A 15452-nucleotide genomic window follows, 5' to 3' on the forward strand; every position below is an offset into this window, starting at 1 on the left:
CCACATCCGCCAGCAGGCCATGCAGGCGATGGACGAGGCGGACATCATCATCCTGCTGCTGGATGGCCGCCAAGGGGTCATGCCCGGCGACCATGAGCTGGTCGAGCTGCTCCGGCGCACAGACAAGACCGTCTTTTTCGCAGTCAACAAGATTGACGCGCCGGACATTGAGAACGAGCTGCTGGCTCCGTTCTGGGAATTGGGCGTGGAGCAGCTCTGGGCTTTGTCTGCTGACCACAGCTACGGTTTCAACACCCTGATGGACGCTTTGGCCGAAAAGCTGGGGCAAACTGAGGCTCCGCCGCCCTTGCCGGAGAACACCATCCGCCTCGCCTTCGTAGGCCGCCCGAACGTGGGCAAATCCTCGATGATCAACGCCATCATGGGCCAGGAGCGGATGATCGTCTCTGACGTGGCAGGAACCACCCGCGACGCGGTGGACACCATGCTCTCTGTGGACAAGCACAGCTATCTGCTGATTGACACCGCAGGCATCCGGCGCAAGGGCAAGACGCAGGACAAACTGGAGAAGTTCTCCATCCTCAAGGCCCTGAAATCCCTCAGCCGCTGCGACATCGCTGCCGTATTGATTGATGCGGAGGAAGGCATCACCGAGCAGGACACCAAGGTGATCGGCTACACTCAGGAGCAGGGCCGAGCTCTCATGCTCCTCATCAACAAATGGGATTTGATTGAAGGCGACAAAAAGCGGCAGGGGCAGCTGCTGGAGGCGGTGGAGGAGGCGGTCAAGTTCATTCCCTTTGCCCCGGTCTTCAGGGTCTCCGCCAAGACTGGCGCAGGCATCAAGCGGCTCTTCCCGGAACTTGGCAAGATGCACCGCCAGTTCCATCAGCGTTTCTCCACCGCCGCCCTCAACCGTCTTCTTGAAGATGCCAAGGCTCAGCACGAGCCGCCGCTGTATCAGGGACGCAGGCTGAAGCTCTACTACACTGCCCAGATCAGCACCGCGCCGCCCACCTTTGCTGTCATCTCCAATTATCCCAAAGGCATTCACTTCTCCTACCAGCGCTACTTGGCCAACCGTTTCCGCGAAGGACTGGGCCTTGACCGGGTGCCGCTGCGCCTCTTCTTCCGCGAGCGCAGCGGCAGAACCAGCAAGGACTGAGCCTCAGAGATTCAATCCCCGCAGCACCCCGCCGCCGGAAAACAGCTCCAGCACCGTCAGCGAGGCCGGACGCACGTCAAAGAGCAGATAGCTGCGCGGCGGCAGACCAAGAGCCAGGCAGATCATGGTGCGGATGACCCCGCCGTGTGTGACTGCGCCGATGCTGCCGCCCTGCGCGGCCAAGTCGGCGAGCATCGCCCTTGCTCTGCTGACAAAATCAGCCACAGCCTCTCCGCCGGGAAAGGCGAACTGTTCGTATTCCTCCTGCCATGCCTGCACACGTGCTGGATCAATGGCGGCGATCTCCGCAAAGCCTTTCATCTCCCACGCGCCGAAGTCTATTTCCCGCAGCCGCTGATCATAAAGTGCCGCGTCCGTGCGGCAGCCGAGCCGCCGCAGCTCGTCCAGCGTCTGGCGGGCGCGGAGCATCGGGCTGCAATGCCAGTGTTCCACGTCCCGCAGCTGCGGCAGCAGGCCCGCGAGCCTGTTCAAGCCTTGGCCGGACAGCGGCAGATCCGTGCTGCCAAGCAAGCAGCCGGGAGGAGCAACGGTCGGGCCGTGCCGGAGCAGATATAGGCAGGCGGATTGTTCTTGAAAATGCTCTGCCGCAGGCGGGTAAGCTGCTGCGGCCATGTTCCCTGTCTTTTTATGACTTTTCTTTTCCTTTTCCATCTGGAAGTGTCATGTATGGAGAGAAAGCATCGATGCCTGCACTATGAAAGACGAGTCATGTGCAGGAGATGGAGTCAAGCTCATCTGAAAGCACGTTAAATCAGCAAGCAGCGTCATCCTCCAAAGATTTCCAGCGCATATCCATGCTGTCACCTCGAATGGCTTTGAATTGAAAATTTTTCTTTTTACATGGGCTTGCGGCATTGAAAAAACAATGTGAAAGGTCACAGCTTGGGTTTCATGCTCAGCCAAGATCAAATTGCACTCGGCAGCAAGGAAGCTCTGTTTGGCCGCAACAGTTTTCTGTTAAACAGAAAAGAAGTTTTGCCGAGCCGGAAAGAACTCTTGCCCGGCAAAAAAAGGTTCTAGCTAAGCTGCAAAGAAGTTTGGCCAAGTGACAAGAGGATGCTGCTTGACAGCAAAGAGATGCTGCCGGGCTGAAGACGGTTTGTGCTCGGCAGCAACAAAGTTCTGCTCAGCCGCAGAGAAGTTTTGCTCGGCAAAATTCTTTTGCGGCTGAGCAGAAAAGGCGCGGAGCCGCGCTCACCCGGCTGCGCAGGAACCGGCAGGCGGCGCGAAGGAGAAGCGCATCATCCGGCTGATGGATTCCGCCGCCCGGACCCGGACACTCTCCTCAACCTGCACCTCGTTGCGCCCGTCCCGCAGCGCGGCAAGCAAATTGGGCAGGCCGTTCATGGCCATCCACGGACAGCGGCTGCACGACTCGCAGCTTGCGCCTTCGCCTGCTTTCGGGGCTTCCAAAAAGAGCTTGTCCGGCATCGCCTGCCGCATCTTATAAAAAATGCCCGGCTCGGTGGCGACAATGAAGACCGGGGCCTTGCTCTGTTTGGCGGCGTTGAGCAGGCCGCTGGTTGAGCCGACATAATCCGCCAGACTGATGACATCAGGCGGCGATTCAGGATGCACCAGCACTTCGGCCTCTGGATGCCGCTCCTTCAGCCTGCGCAGGCCTTCGGCCTTGAACTGCTCATGGACGATGCACGAGCCAGGCCAGAGCAGCATGTCCGCGCCGGTTTCGCGCTGGATGTAGCTGCCGAGAAAGCGGTCTGAAGCCCAGAGGATTTTCCTGCCTTCCTGCTTCAGATGAGCGACAATCTTCAGGGCGTTGCTGGAAGTCACCACCCAGTCAGTCTCAGCCTTCACCGCCGCGCTGGTGTTGGCATAGACCACTGCCGTGCGCTCCGGGTGCTGCCGCCGCACCTTGCGGAACAGCTCTGCCGGACAATTCAGATCGAGCGAGCATTCCGCCTGCAAGGAGGGCATCAGCACCCGCTTGTCCGGGCTGAGGATTTTCGCGGTCTCGCCCATGAAACGGACTCCGGCGACCACCAGCGTCTGCGCGGCATGGTCACGGCCAAAGCGGGCCATCTCCAGCGAGTCGGCCACGCAGCCGCCGCTTGCCTCAGCCAGCTCCTGCACCGCTTCAGCAGTGTAATAATGAGCGATCAGCACCGCGTTCTTCTCATGCAGCAAGGCGCGTATCTCAGCGGCGAGACGCTCTTTCTCCTCCACCTGCAAGGGAGCGGAGCACTCCGCTCCATCGCGGTATGCCTGCTCAATGCAGGCGGTATCCACCTTAGGACACTGTATGTTCAGCAAGTTCATAATGCGCTCTGCGGCAAGAGATGGAAGAAAGCCTGTTCGAGCCGTCAACAAACCAATTTTCCGTCTGTTTGGCAATAAAAAAAGCCCCTGCTCTCCAGCAGGGGCAAAGCTTGCAGGGGCGAAAAAATTTTCACCCCTACGGCTGGTTGCATCAGGCCGCCTTCACCCAGGCCGCCTGTAGGCCCTTGTCGCCCTCCTCCAAGGCCAAGCAGACTGCCGCGCCTTCCTCAAGGTCGTTCATGCGCAGATCCTTGAGCGCGTTGGCATGAAAGAAGACTTCCTGGTTGTCCAAGGTCATGATGAAACCGTACTCGTCAAAGACCCGCTGCACGGTGCCGCGCGTGTCTCCAGGTGCGCCGCCCAGCACTTTGACCTTAGCCTCGTGCTTGTGGTCGTGCTTCTTTTTGATTATATCTTTGAGCTGCTGATTGAGCACGTCAAAGGTCTCCACCAGCAGGGGATGCACTTTCTCGCCCCAGCGCTTGACCACCACGGTGTCATTGGGCACCGATGCGACCAAGCTGACCTCGTAGCCGCCCTCTTTGTAGCCAGGCTTGGCTTCAATGCTGACCCGCAGGTGAAGGACGAAATTCGCGTAGTGCCGGATCAGCTTCTCGCGTTCTTCCTCGATTTTCTCCTGCCAGCCTGCGCGCATGTCAAGATTTCTGGTCTCAACTTTCAGATCCATATTTCCTCCAAGTTCTCAGCGTCAGCGACCCCATGCCGCTGCCTTTGGTTGCGCAGCAGAAGCTGCTGCGGTCTTCTTAATCTTCTCGCAATCATGCCGATGCCCTCCTGACTGGTCTTGGCCGAAGAATGCAGGTCTGCGGAATCTGCGGAAAGGACGGAACAGGAAAGGATTGCGCGGCACCGGCGGAAGATGTGGGCTGCACGGCGGTGAAAATCAGTCTTACCATGCAGTTATTATAGACATTGAATGCGCGGCAGGCAAGGCTTAAAAATGACATTCGCTTGACAGCCACAGCGGAATCCGTGTACGCTGCCTGCATCTGATCTTCAATTGGAACTGCGGGCGGAAAAATGGAGAGAAAAACCGGAGTGCTGCTGCTGAACATGGGCGGGCCTGAGACGCAGGCCGATGTCCGACCTTTTTTATACAACCTTTTTTCCGACCGGCAGATCATCCGCCTTGGCCCGGCTTTTCTCCAGCAGCCGCTGGCCGCTCTGATCGCTTGGCGGCGTGCGCCGAAAAGCATGGCGAATTACCAGAAAATCGGCGGCGGCTCGCCGATCTCGGCCATCACCGCCCGCCAAGCGGCTGCTTTGGAGCAAGTGCTGGCCGCAGCAGACGGCGCGTTTTTTGTCCGTCCCGCCATGCGCTACTGGCATCCCTTCGCCGCCGCCTCATTGATGGAAATGGCCGCCGCCGGAGTGACCGAACTGATCGCCCTGCCGCTCTATCCCCATTACTGCCGGGCCACCAGCGGTTCGTCCTTTGCCGATCTGCGCGAGCAGAATCAGAAGCTGGGCCTGAACCTGCCGGTCAAGGAAATACGCTCCTGGCCCGACGAGCCGGACTATATCGTCAGCTTGGTCAGGCGCATCCGCGAAGGACTGGCCAAATTCGGCGGGACAGCGCAGGTGGTTTACAGCGCACACAGTCTGCCGCAGAAGTTTATTGACGAAGGCGACCCCTACGTGGAGGAACTCCGCCGCACCATCGCCGCTGTGGAGCAGCTCACCGGCCAGCAAGGCAGACTCTGCTTTCAGAGCCGCAGCGGCCCAGTCAAATGGCTGGAGCCGTCCACACCAGATATGCTGCGTCAGCTCTCCGCCGAGGGCTGTAGAAACATCCTGATGGTGCCTATAGCCTTTGTCTCCGATCACATTGAGACGCTGTACGAGATTGACATGCTCTACAAAAAGATGGCGCACGATCTGGGAATGCGGCTTGAATCCACGCCCGGCCTGAATGACGACCCGCAGTTCATCAGCGGGCTGAAAAATATAGTGCTGTCAATGGCAGGGCAACAACCGTCCTGAAAATCAAGCAAGCTGCCCAGCGCAGCAGCACACTCTATGAAAATAACTCACAGCATTCTTCTGACATTTATTGCTGCAATTTTTCTGCATGGCTGCGGCCCAGAACAGGACATTCCCGCCAATGCCGACTATGGCAAAGGCATGGAGATTAAGGTGTTCAAATTCTATGCTGACTGGTGTGGCCCCTGTCAGGCCATGAAGCCTGAATATGAGAAGGTGAAGAAACTTTATCCGCATGTTGAGTTCTACGAAGTGGATTGGGACAAGAATCGGGAGAAGGCGGAGAAGTTTGACATCAAGGGCATTCCGCATGTCATCAAACTGACGAACAAAAATAGAATAAAGAGACAGTCTGGCTATATGAGCAGAAATGCTCTGGTGCGCTTCATAGAAAATGATTAGTTTTTCTTTTTTTGAATTATTTTTTACAGGAGATGCCCATGAACACCAAAGAACGGATGGCCATTCCCCGCCAGCACCCCAAAGAGCTTGCGCCATCGGAGCGGATCAAAAGTTTTGCCGAAGTGACTGCCGGTTATGATGAGGAAACCGCGTTGCTGGAGGCCAACCGCTGCCTGCAATGCAAGAAGCCAGCCTGTGTGCAAGGCTGCCCGATTCGCAACGACATTCCCGGCTTTATCGGCCTGCTGCGGGAAAAAAAGTTCGAGGAAGCCTACTGGAAGGTGCGTGAGACCAGCACCATGCCTTCGGTCTGCTCCCGCGTCTGCCCGCATGAGTTCCAATGCGAGGGCAGCTGCGTGCGCGGCAAGAGCGGCGAGCCAGTGGCCATAGGGATGCTGGAGCGCTATCTGACCGACTGGATGGTGGCCAACCGCAGAACGATGGCCCACGCCTGCGCCCTGCCCAATGGCCGCAAGGCAGCGATCGTCGGCTCTGGCCCGGCAGGCATCACCGCTGCGTACATCCTGGCGCATCAGGGCTGCAAATGCACGATCTATGAAGCCCTGCCAGTTTTCGGTGGGATGCTGTCAGTAGGTATTCCCCATTACCGTCTACCCCGTGACATCATCGGCGCAGAGCTGGCCTCTTTGAAAAGCTGCGGTGTGGAGATCAAACTCGGTGTTACCATCGGCAAAGACAAGACCTTGCACGAGCTGCGCGAAGAGGGCTACGACGCAGTGTTCATTGGGGTCGGCGCACACGAGGGCAAGCGGCTGGGCATCGAAGGGGAGCAGAACACCAAGGGCGTGCTGCACGGCGTAGATTACCTGCGGCGGGTGCTGACTGGCGAGGAGATGCGCATTGGCAGGAAAGTTGTGGTTGTGGGCGGCGGCAACGTGGCTATTGACGTGGCCCGCACAGCCCTGCGCACCGGCTCGGATCAGGTCTTCATCCTTTATCGCCGCACAAAAGAGGAAATGCCTGCCTCGAAGGAGGAAGTCCGTCATCTGGAAGAAGAAGGCGTGCGGATTGAATTCCTCGCTGCGCCGGTGAAAATTCATGCTGATGCCAGCGGCAAGCTGACCGGGCTGGAGTGCGTCCGCATGGGCTTGGGCGAGCCGGATGCTTCAGGCCGACGGCGGCCTGTGGAGCAGGCAGGCTCGAATTTCATCATCGAAGCAGATGCAGTCATCCCAGCCATCAGCCAGAATGTCCAGCATCAGGCTGACCGGGGAGCGGAACTCAAGCAGGAGTCCTGGGGCACCTACACCGTCAACCCCCGCACCCTTCAGACTTCAGTGCCGTGGATTTTTGCAGGCGGTGATGCAGTGCTCGGTCCGCAGACCGCCGCCAAGGCCGTCTATCAGGGCAAGGTGGCGGCTGAGTCCATGCAAAGGTACATGGAAGGGCTTGATCTTGAGGAGGGCCGCAAGCTCTCCTGCTATATGGTGACGTGGTAAAAAATATTTCCAGCCGAAGAGGCAGAACAGGCCGCTTCAGCTGGAAGAAAGAGAGGCTCAGCAGCGCAGTGCTGGAGGGAACGTGCCCAGTTTGACGTATACGTACCTGATCGAAAAAAAATAAAACGGTCTGAAGCAGCGGCAGGCAGGCTTTATTCACCAGCCGCCAAGCAGCAGCGGCCTTTGCCTAGCCGTTTGGCGGTGTACATCGCCTTGTCGGCACAGCGGAGCAGGTGCTCCGCATCTTCGCCGTGATGGGGATAAACGGCGATGCCGATGCTGGTGCGCAGGCCATAGCCGTCCGGGGAGCAGTCGAGTGCGCCGAGCGACGTGATGATGCGCTCGGCAATGCCCGCTGCGTGGCTGACAGAGCAGATGTCCTCCAAGATGGCGCAGAACTCGTCGCCGCCGATCCGCGCCGCCATGTCTTCCACCCGCAGGCAGGATTGCATGGTCTCAGCAACCAGCTGGAGCAGCCGGTCGCCGGCGGCATGACCAAGGGTATCGTTGACTGTCTTGAAGTTGTCCAAATCCAGATAGAGCAGAGCGACCAAGCTCTGCTTCCGCCGGGCGCGGGCCAGTGCGCCGCGCAGCCGCTCGTCAAACATCGCCCGGTTGGGCAGTTTGGTCAGAGGGTCGTGCATAGCCTGATAGCGCAGGATTTCCTCAGCCTTCTTGCGCTCGCTGATGTCGGAGAACAGGGCGACATGATTGACTATGCCGCCGTCCTGACCGCGGATCACTGAGATGGACAGCCAGAGCGGATAGACTTCCCCGTTCCGGCGGCAGTTCCACAGCTCGCCCTGCCAGCGGTCGTTGGTCAGCAGCGTGTCCCACATCTGCCGGTAAAATTCGCGGCTGTGTCGGTTGGAATTTTGAAAGAATGGTGTTCGCCCGATGACCTCCTCACTCCGCCAGCCGGTGATGGCGGTGAAGGCCGGGTTGACCATGACGATGCGGTTGTCCTCGTCAGTGATCAGCATTCCCTCTGAGCTGGTCTCAAAGACGGTGTGAGCCAGCCGCAGCTTGTGCTCCGCCTCTTTCTGTTCGGTCAAGTCGCTGATCACACAGACAAAACCGCGGCATCCGCCGTCGCTGTCCCGCTGCGGGCTGAGCCAGTGGCCGCCGGGAAACTGGCTGCCATTCTTGCGCACAAAGACTTTGTCCGCATAATGCTGCTCCTGCTGGCCGCTGCGGAGCCGCTCTGCGGCGGCTTGGGACTGCTCGGCATAATCTGGGCGGAGTATGTCCCAGAGCCGCATTCCTTGGAACTCCTCCTCACTGTAGCCGAAAATTCGGGCGTACATGCCGTTGACCTTCTCATAGCGGCAGTTGATGTCCAGCACCCCGATGCATATCCCGGCGTTGTTCAGCACTGCATTGGTGCGGGCTTGGCTCTCCAGCAAGGCGGCATGGGCGCACTCAAGGTCGCTGATTTTTTCTTTCAGCTCCTGATTGCGACGAGCCAGCTCCAGCTGGGTCTTGCGCAGTTTGATGTGAGTGGAGACTCTGGCGATCAGCTCGGACGGTTCATAGGGCTTGGTCAGAAAATCTGCGCCGCCCGCCTTGAATCCGCGCAGCCGGTCCGACATGTCGCGCATAGAGGTGAGGAAAAGCACAGGGATATCAGCCAAGAGGTGATCAGCCTTAAGCTGGGTGCAAACCTCAAAGCCGTCCAACTCAGGCATGCTGATGTCCAAAAGAATGAGAAGCGGCGGCTGGGCGCGGCACTGCGCCAGCACCTTGGTGGGATCGGTTAAAGAGAGCGGCCGGAAGCCGTGTCCTTTGAGAATGGATTCCAGCAGGCGCAGGTCGCTGTGCTGATCGTCAACAATCAAAACATATGAGGAAGAATCCACGTGGCTGCGCTCAGGAGTTGCCAACCGTTTCATCCTTGCGTGTCATGGCCTCCATGATCAGAGCCATCAGGCTCGATTGAATTCTCTTTTTCACCTTTTTGCTGGCGGGCATGTTAGTGAAGCGGATGCTGGCTCCTTCCATGCCGATCAGAACGTAGGCGGCCTCCTCGCCAGCCAACCCCTGAAAGGCTGCGTCAAAGACCTCGCCGTTCTCTATGTAGAAAAAACCCTTATCCTGATTGGGGGCAGTGATCTCCAGCAGGCAGGTTTTCTGCTCCAAGGCGATCATTTGGAGGAAGTTGGCCACCGAGATGCCTTTGAGCATCCCGTCTGCCGCCTTGGGCTTGGCCAAGGCAGTTTGGATTGCCTCCACCAGTTTGTTGATGGTGAAGGGTTTTTTCAGAAGCTGCTGACCGGTCTGCGCGAACTGCTTCTCTATATCCGGCGTGGAATGGGCGGTCATTATCACGCAGGGCGTGCGCGGAAAAGCGTCGTTGACATAGGCGAGCAGGGTCAGGCCGTCAATTTTCGGCATTTGCAGGTCGGTGATGATCAAATCCACCGGCTTACGGTTGAGCACCCCGATGGCCTCTTCGCCGTTGTTGGAGAGGATGATGTCAAAATCCTGCTGATATTTTTTCAGACTGATCCCCAGCAGGCGCTGAAACCCCAGATCATCGTCTACTATAAGCACATTTTTCATGTTCCATGCTGCCGAAAAAGTTGGTCGAAAAGGCGCGGCTCAGTCATCCTTGCCCCGATGTTCGAACTCCAACAGCGAGCAGATCATCTGATCGAGCTGCTCCGCCGCTTTGACCACAGGACGGCCCACCGTCTCAAATTCTTTGTTGTTTCTCAACATGCTGCTGATCGCGTCAATGCCAAAGAGTATGGTGGCAAGACTTTCCTTGATCGCCTTTCTGTTGCTGTCGATGAAACTGTTGATGGCCGATTCCGCCGCTTGGCAAAGCTGGACTGGACAGCTTCTGTCCTCAGCCAGAATATGCACCGCTCCTTCCGGCCCGCCGTCCTCGTCAAAAAGAGGAAAATGAAGGAAACTGGGCGGCTGCGGCCCGGAATCCCTCCTAGCCTCCGGCATGCAGTCTCCGCAGAACGCTCCGCTGCGGCTGATGATTTCCCTGCTGGACTTGCCGAGCATCTCGGCAAGAGAAATCCCGCAGAGTTCAGCGGCAGCCCGGTTGGCCCAAGATATTCGTCGCCGTTGATCCTCGATCAGCACCTTTTCCGGCAGGCTGTCAAGGGCGGCAGTCAGACCATTGTTCTCCCGCCGCAGCCGCTCCTGCTCGCTCTCCGCCGCCATGCTGTTCTGCTGAAGAGACTGGATCAGACTCTCGGACTGCTTCCGCTGCTGCTCAAGAAGCTGCTTGATCCTGAGCTGTACCATGATCCGGGCGGTCAATATCTGGAGGTTGATCGGCTTGTTGATGTAGTCCACAGCGCCAAGGCTGAAGCCTCGCCGCTCGTCGTCCTCCCGGTCGCGCGCGCTGACAAAGATCACCGCGATCTTGCGGGTGGCCGGATTCTCCTTCAGCCGCTTGCAGACCTCATAGCCGTCCATGCCTGGCATGTTCAGATCCAGCAATATCAAATCCGGCTTCCGCGCCGCCGCCAGCTCCAAGCCATGTATGCCGGTGGAGGCAATGGAGACCATGTACTCTTTCTCCAGCGTTTTTTTCATCAGCTGGAGATGAAACATGTCGTCATCAATGAAAAGCAGGTGATAATGCAGGGTGTTGATCGTTTTCGCCGGACATTTATGCGGAATGATTGTCTCTTTGGACATGACATTGTCGCATATCTGGCAGACGATCGGCTTGCTGTCGATCTGCTCCAGCAGCTCGTCCGGAACATTGTTCCGCCCCCCGCATTCCTCACAGAAAATGACTTTCATGGCCGCTCTCTTTCGCTGTTCAGCTCCAGCAGGGGCCGCAGTCCGACCTTCAGCTGTTCCAGCAGGCTGTTGTAATCGATCGCCTCGCCTGTTTTGCTCTTCAGTTCGATCTGACGGGCCAGCTCGGCCTCCTCTTTCAGTCCGATGCCCAGCAGCACACCTTTGGCTTTATGGCCTGCTGCGGAAAGGGCGGCCAAGTCGCTGTCAGCCAAAAATTGGCGGGCTTGGGCAAGCGTCTCGCTGACCGAAGTGGAGGAAAGGGCCACCATCTGCTCCACCTGCTCCTGCTCCAGACTGTATATAGTTTTTAGATGTTCAGCAACCTTTGCCAGCAGGCCGATGTTGTTTTCCTCTGCCGCATTCATTCCAGCATCCTCGCTCCGTGATGATTCTGGCTGCTCCGCCGCGCATCGGCAGGCACCCTGCGGCTCTGCCGCCCTTCTGCGGCAGCAGCCCCTCAAAGCCCGGTAAATATCTTCAATGCTGACAGGTTTGACTGCATACGCGTCCATGCCTGTCTCAATGCAGCGCTGCTCGTCCACCTTAAAATTGTGCGCGGTCAAGGCCACGATCGGCAGATGCCCGCCCTTGAGCTGATTGCGCAGGGCATCGCTGAGTTCTTCCGGAGCCTTCAGCGTGTTCAGACGGCAGCTCTCGGTCTCGCAGGCCCGGATGATTTTTGTCGCGGTCAGACCGTCCATGACCGGCATCTGCACATCCATCAGCACCGCGTCAAAATTCTGCGTCAGCAGCATCCTGAGCGCATCTTCGCCATTGCATGCTTCGGCGACCTCGTGCCCGTCCCGCTCCAGCATGGCTGTGACGAGAAAACGGTTTGGCTCATTGTCATCCACCACCAGCATCCGCAGCGGGGCCGGGCTGATAGCCGGCAGACGCAGCCGTTCTGCCTCCGCCTCCGTGACTTGATCAAACCAAGCTGTAAAGGTGAAGGTGCTGCCTCGGTTCAGCTCGCTTTGAGCGCTGATTCTGCCGCCCATCATCGTGCAGAGCTGGCTGCAAATAGTCAGCCCCAAGCCCATGCCGGAGAAATCCCGGCTCAGGCTGTCATCTGCTTGGACGAATTTTTCAAAAATATCATTCAGCTTCTCCGGCGGGATGCCGACCCCCTGATCGCAGACAGTGAACTCCAGCAGGAAACGATTCTCACTGCGCCCGCTCATCGCCGCTTGGACGCGAATTTCCCCTTCCTCGCTGAATTTTATGCTGTTCTTGAGCAGATTAACAAGAATCTGCCGCAAACGCAACGCATCTCCTCGGACAAAGCAGGGCAGTTCCGGCGCGGTCGCCCAGCTCAGACGCAGCCCCTTCTCCTCTGCCGGGTAGCGCACCGCCTGCACCGCCCGGCTCACCGTGTCGATCAGGTCAAAAGGCGCAGGCTCAAGCTGGAGCCTGCCGGTTTCAATCAGGGAGAAATCGAGGAGGTCGCTGATCAGGCCGTGGAGGAAATCAGCCGCGCTCTTGGAGCGGCTGAGACACTGCCGCTGCCGTTCGTTCAGTGCGCCGCTCTTGACGAACATGTCGTTCATGCCGATGATGGCGTTCATCGGCGTGCGCAGCTCGTGGCTGACGTTGGCGAGGAAGCTGTTTTTGGCCTGATTGGCCTGCTCGGCCCGCTCTTTGGCCAGCTGGAGCTGCCGCTCCTCCTCTTTCTGACGGCTGATGTCCTTGGTCAGCCAGACCGCGCCCTGATCCGGCATTCCTGGATCAATCATCTTGCCTGTCAGCGAGCACCAGAACAGGCTGCCGTCCTTGCGCCGCATGAGCTGATCAGCATGAAAAACCTCGTCTCTGGCAAATGCCTCCTCGGACAGCGCAAGGATGCGTTGGTGCTCCTCAGCATTTTCAAAGAAAGAGCTGATCGGCAAGCAGACAACCTCTTCCGGGCCTGCGTGACCGAACATCTCTGCCGCCGCCCGGCTGACCCAGGCGAAGCGGTGATCGACCACATGGGCGATACCGATGGCCGCATGCTCAATCATCAGCTCCAGCTTGGTCAGCTGGGCCTTGAACTGCCGCTCCAATTCCAAGCGCTGGGTGATGTCGTTTTTGATGGCCAGATAATGGCTGATCCGTCCCTTGCTGTCATAGAGCGGGCAGACGGTCTGACCCTCCCAATACTGCGCACCGTCTTTCTTCTGACTTTGCAGGAAGCCCTTCCATGTGCCGCCGCCGCTGATCCGCCGCCATATCTCCCGGCTGAGCGGGGTGTCCCGCTCGCCGCCGCTGAGCACCGCAGGCTCCGCGCCGCAGACTTCCTCGCGGCTCCAGCCGGTCAGCTCGGTGAAGGCCGGATTGACGTGGACAATGCGGCCTTGCCGGTCGGTGATGACGATGGCGCTGGTGCTTTGGCCGACCGCTTGAGAGAAGAGGGAAAGCTGCTCCTGCTCCTTCTTCCGCTCAGAGATGTCGGCGAAAAAGGAGAAGCAGATGCTGCCGCCACCAGGCTCGGAGATGCAGGAGGAGTTGATCAGCACGTCCGCCGCGCCGCCGCCGGGCAGCCGCAGCCTGCCCTCTTCAGAAATGTCGGTCATGCTCCACACGCCAGGCGAGTCTCCCTCGCTGCCGAGAAGAAATTCCTCAGGATGATGGCCGATGATGTCTCCAGCCTCCAGCCGCAGCAGACGGCAGAGACTTTGGTTGACCTCGAGGATGGTGCCGGTGTCAAAATCGTTCAACCAGAAGCCCTGCGGGTTGCGGTTGATGATCGCCTCGTATTTTTCTTTTTCAGCAATCCGCCGCACAGCTTCGAGCTTGAGCCGCTCCGCCGCTTGCAGGGCTTGAGAGTGCCGCCGGTTGAGCATCCAGAGCAGCGCGAGCATGATGAGCAGCATCAGGCCCAGCATGAGGAGATAGCCGGAATAATCAAAGGAGGCGGGGTGGTAATTGCTGTGAAACCATGCTTTGCTGATCACATGGATGAGAAAGAGATGCTTGTTCACCAAGGACTGATGAAACAGATAGTATTCTTTCCCGGAATCATCTTTCAAACTGAGGAAGCCGGAGGCGGTCAGCTTCTCGGCCTTGTAGCCGGAGAAATTCAGCGGCTCGATGGACAGCTTCTGCGCTCCTCCCTCCGGCAGAAAATCTGCCGGCAGGGGCTGGAGCGAGACGAGCGAGTTCGCCGTGGTGTTGAAGAGGATGTTGTTGTCGGTGCTGAGACCGATGCGCAGATCGGCAGGATCAGGCGGAATGGCGGTGAAGGCACTGGTGAAGGAGTGCAGATAGAAAAAATTCGGCTTGATCTCCAGCACGGCCACGCCGAGGCGCAAGCTGCCGTTCTTGATTGTCTGGGCGTAGTAGAGCGAAGTCTCTCCAGACGCGACCGTCATGATGGCGTAGAAGCCCTGCCCGCTTTTCAGTGTCGAGCGGACATAGATGCTGCCGCCGTAGTTTCTGCCCACCAGCTCTTTCTTGCTCGCATGCAGGCAGGTGCCGTCAAGACTGACAAGAAAGACGGACGTGACGTTGTCAATGGCGGCGATGGCCTCCAGATTTCTGTCCACCATGCCGACAGCAGCCTCGGCCAGCTCGTGCGCGTTCAAATGCCGCTCCATCGCGCTGACGATGACCGGGTTTTTCACCAGCAGGCTGGAGATGCTGACCAGCTGGTTGAAACTCTGGCGGAGTGCCTCGCCCTCTTGGGAGAGAGACTGGCGGTAGATATTGATGTCCTGCGCCAGATGCTGCCGGTGATTGCGCACCACCAGCGCGCCGCCTGCCAGAGACAAAGCCACCAGCCCGACTGCCATGACGGCATAAAGAATAAATAATTTTCCGTTCTTCATCATGCTGGCATGTCGCGGCGGAGAGAAACTGCCGCTGACGGAACCGCCCTGTCCGCTGTTGGACTCCGCCGAAAATGAGCTGTCTCTCCTTGCAGGAAAAGACACAGGGACAGCTTCCACATTGCAGGATTCTTCCCCTTATTGCAAAGAAAAAAGAACATTGCCGCAGAAATCCGGCTCAGACTTCTTTGCCCCAGGCCCGCTCGTACACGGCGATGACTTCTTCCAACGTCGGCCTGCGCGGATTGTTGGCCACAGGCCTTGCCACGGTCAAGGCGATTTTCGCCATCTCCGGGATTTCCTCTTCCGGGATGCCCAATTCTTCCAGCGTTTCCGGAATGCCCACGTCGGCGTTCAGCTCAAAGAGCGCGTCCACGCAGCGACGGGCCGCCTCGCGTTCGGACAGGCCTTCGGTGTTCTCGCCCAAGACTTCAGCCAGTATAGCAAATTTGCGCAGATTGCCGGGCAGGTTGTATTCCACCACATAGGGCAGCAGCACCGCGTTGGCCAAGCCGTGCGGAATGCCGAACATGCCGCCGAGCGGATAGGCCATTGCGTGCACCAGCCCCACGCCTGCGGTGGCCA

12 protein-coding genes are annotated in these 15452 nt (G+C 58.4%); 4 read left to right on the top strand and 8 right to left on the bottom strand.

Going from position 1 to position 15452, the window contains the following annotated elements:
- Positions 1-1126: ribosome biogenesis GTPase Der (gene der / locus ACNKID_RS00815; RefSeq protein WP_417911531.1), on the top strand; the 1126-nt coding region annotated here is incomplete at its 5' end.
- 3 nt (positions 1127-1129) lie between these two features.
- On the opposite strand, the gene ACNKID_RS00820 is transcribed toward der, so the two are convergent.
- From ACNKID_RS00820 to ACNKID_RS00830, 3 genes are all read right to left on the bottom strand, one after another.
- On the bottom strand, positions 1130-1759 hold the full coding sequence (locus ACNKID_RS00820) for a histidine phosphatase family protein (RefSeq protein WP_417911532.1): 630 nt from the start codon (positions 1757-1759) through the stop codon (positions 1130-1132).
- A 582-nt stretch (positions 1760-2341) separates the two neighbouring features.
- Entirely contained in the window at positions 2342-3424 is a 1083-nt protein-coding gene (gene nadA, locus ACNKID_RS00825) for a quinolinate synthase NadA (protein WP_417911533.1), read from the bottom strand.
- 151 nt (positions 3425-3575) lie between these two features.
- The gene (locus tag ACNKID_RS00830; RefSeq protein ID WP_417911534.1) at positions 3576-4112 is read right to left on the bottom strand and encodes a cold shock domain-containing protein; all 537 of its coding nucleotides are present in this window, start codon (positions 4110-4112) and stop codon (positions 3576-3578) included.
- Between the two features lie 353 nt (positions 4113-4465).
- Here ACNKID_RS00830 and hemH point away from each other — a divergent pair, with 353 nt between their 5' ends.
- The 3 genes from hemH to ACNKID_RS00845 are packed head-to-tail and all read left to right on the top strand — an operon-like array spanning position 4466 to position 7290.
- Positions 4466-5428, top strand: a complete 963-nt coding sequence (gene hemH / locus ACNKID_RS00835; protein WP_417911535.1) for a ferrochelatase — start codon at positions 4466-4468, stop codon at positions 5426-5428.
- 36 nt (positions 5429-5464) lie between these two features.
- The gene (locus tag ACNKID_RS00840; RefSeq protein WP_417911536.1) at positions 5465-5830 is read left to right on the top strand and encodes a thioredoxin family protein; all 366 of its coding nucleotides are present in this window, start codon (positions 5465-5467) and stop codon (positions 5828-5830) included.
- A gap of 38 nt (positions 5831-5868) precedes the next feature.
- Positions 5869-7290: an NAD(P)-dependent oxidoreductase gene (locus ACNKID_RS00845; protein WP_417911537.1), complete on the top strand. Its 1422-nt coding sequence runs from the start codon at positions 5869-5871 to the stop codon at positions 7288-7290.
- 152 nt (positions 7291-7442) lie between these two features.
- Here ACNKID_RS00845 and ACNKID_RS00850 read toward each other — a convergent pair whose 3' ends face one another.
- The 5 genes from ACNKID_RS00850 to ACNKID_RS00870 form a co-directional block, all read right to left on the bottom strand.
- Positions 7443-9149 carry a diguanylate cyclase domain-containing protein gene (locus ACNKID_RS00850; RefSeq protein ID WP_417911538.1) on the bottom strand — a complete coding sequence of 569 codons (1707 nt, stop codon included), beginning with the start codon at positions 9147-9149 and terminating at the stop codon, positions 7443-7445.
- A gap of 10 nt (positions 9150-9159) precedes the next feature.
- On the bottom strand, positions 9160-9852 hold the full coding sequence (locus ACNKID_RS00855) for a response regulator (protein ID WP_417911539.1): 693 nt from the start codon (positions 9850-9852) through the stop codon (positions 9160-9162).
- A gap of 39 nt (positions 9853-9891) precedes the next feature.
- Positions 9892-11061 (bottom strand): response regulator, encoded by a 1170-nt coding sequence (locus ACNKID_RS00860; RefSeq protein ID WP_417911540.1) that lies wholly within the window; start codon positions 11059-11061, stop codon positions 9892-9894.
- Positions 11058-14870 (bottom strand): PAS domain S-box protein, encoded by a 3813-nt coding sequence (locus ACNKID_RS00865; protein WP_417911541.1) that lies wholly within the window; start codon positions 14868-14870, stop codon positions 11058-11060. The genes ACNKID_RS00860 and ACNKID_RS00865 overlap by 4 nt, the downstream gene beginning before the upstream one ends.
- A gap of 175 nt (positions 14871-15045) precedes the next feature.
- Positions 15046-15452 (bottom strand): iron-containing alcohol dehydrogenase (locus tag ACNKID_RS00870; protein WP_417911542.1); only part of this gene is annotated, 407 nt, incomplete at its 5' end.

The sequence above is a fragment of the Candidatus Electronema sp. TJ genome (genome assembly GCF_048287355.1).
Classification (GTDB): Bacteria; Desulfobacterota; Desulfobulbia; order Desulfobulbales; family Desulfobulbaceae; genus Electronema.

Bases quoted from the DNA above. Each gene is read 5' to 3' on its own strand.
- ACNKID_RS00820 (WP_417911532.1), bottom strand. From the start codon at position 1,759: ATGGCCGCAGCAGCTTACCCGCCTGCGGCAGAGCATTTTCAAGAACAA.
- nadA (WP_417911533.1), bottom strand. From the start codon at position 3,424: ATGAACTTGCTGAACATACAGTGTCCTAAGGTGGATACCGCCTGCATT.
- ACNKID_RS00830 (WP_417911534.1), bottom strand. From the start codon at position 4,112: ATGGATCTGAAAGTTGAGACCAGAAATCTTGACATGCGCGCAGGCTGG.
- hemH (WP_417911535.1), top strand. From the start codon at position 4,466: ATGGAGAGAAAAACCGGAGTGCTGCTGCTGAACATGGGCGGGCCTGAG.
- ACNKID_RS00840 (WP_417911536.1), top strand. From the start codon at position 5,465: ATGAAAATAACTCACAGCATTCTTCTGACATTTATTGCTGCAATTTTT.
- ACNKID_RS00845 (WP_417911537.1), top strand. From the start codon at position 5,869: ATGAACACCAAAGAACGGATGGCCATTCCCCGCCAGCACCCCAAAGAG.
- ACNKID_RS00855 (WP_417911539.1), bottom strand. From the start codon at position 9,852: ATGAAAAATGTGCTTATAGTAGACGATGATCTGGGGTTTCAGCGCCTG.
- ACNKID_RS00860 (WP_417911540.1), bottom strand. From the start codon at position 11,061: ATGAAAGTCATTTTCTGTGAGGAATGCGGGGGGCGGAACAATGTTCCG.
- ACNKID_RS00865 (WP_417911541.1), bottom strand. From the start codon at position 14,870: ATGATGAAGAACGGAAAATTATTTATTCTTTATGCCGTCATGGCAGTC.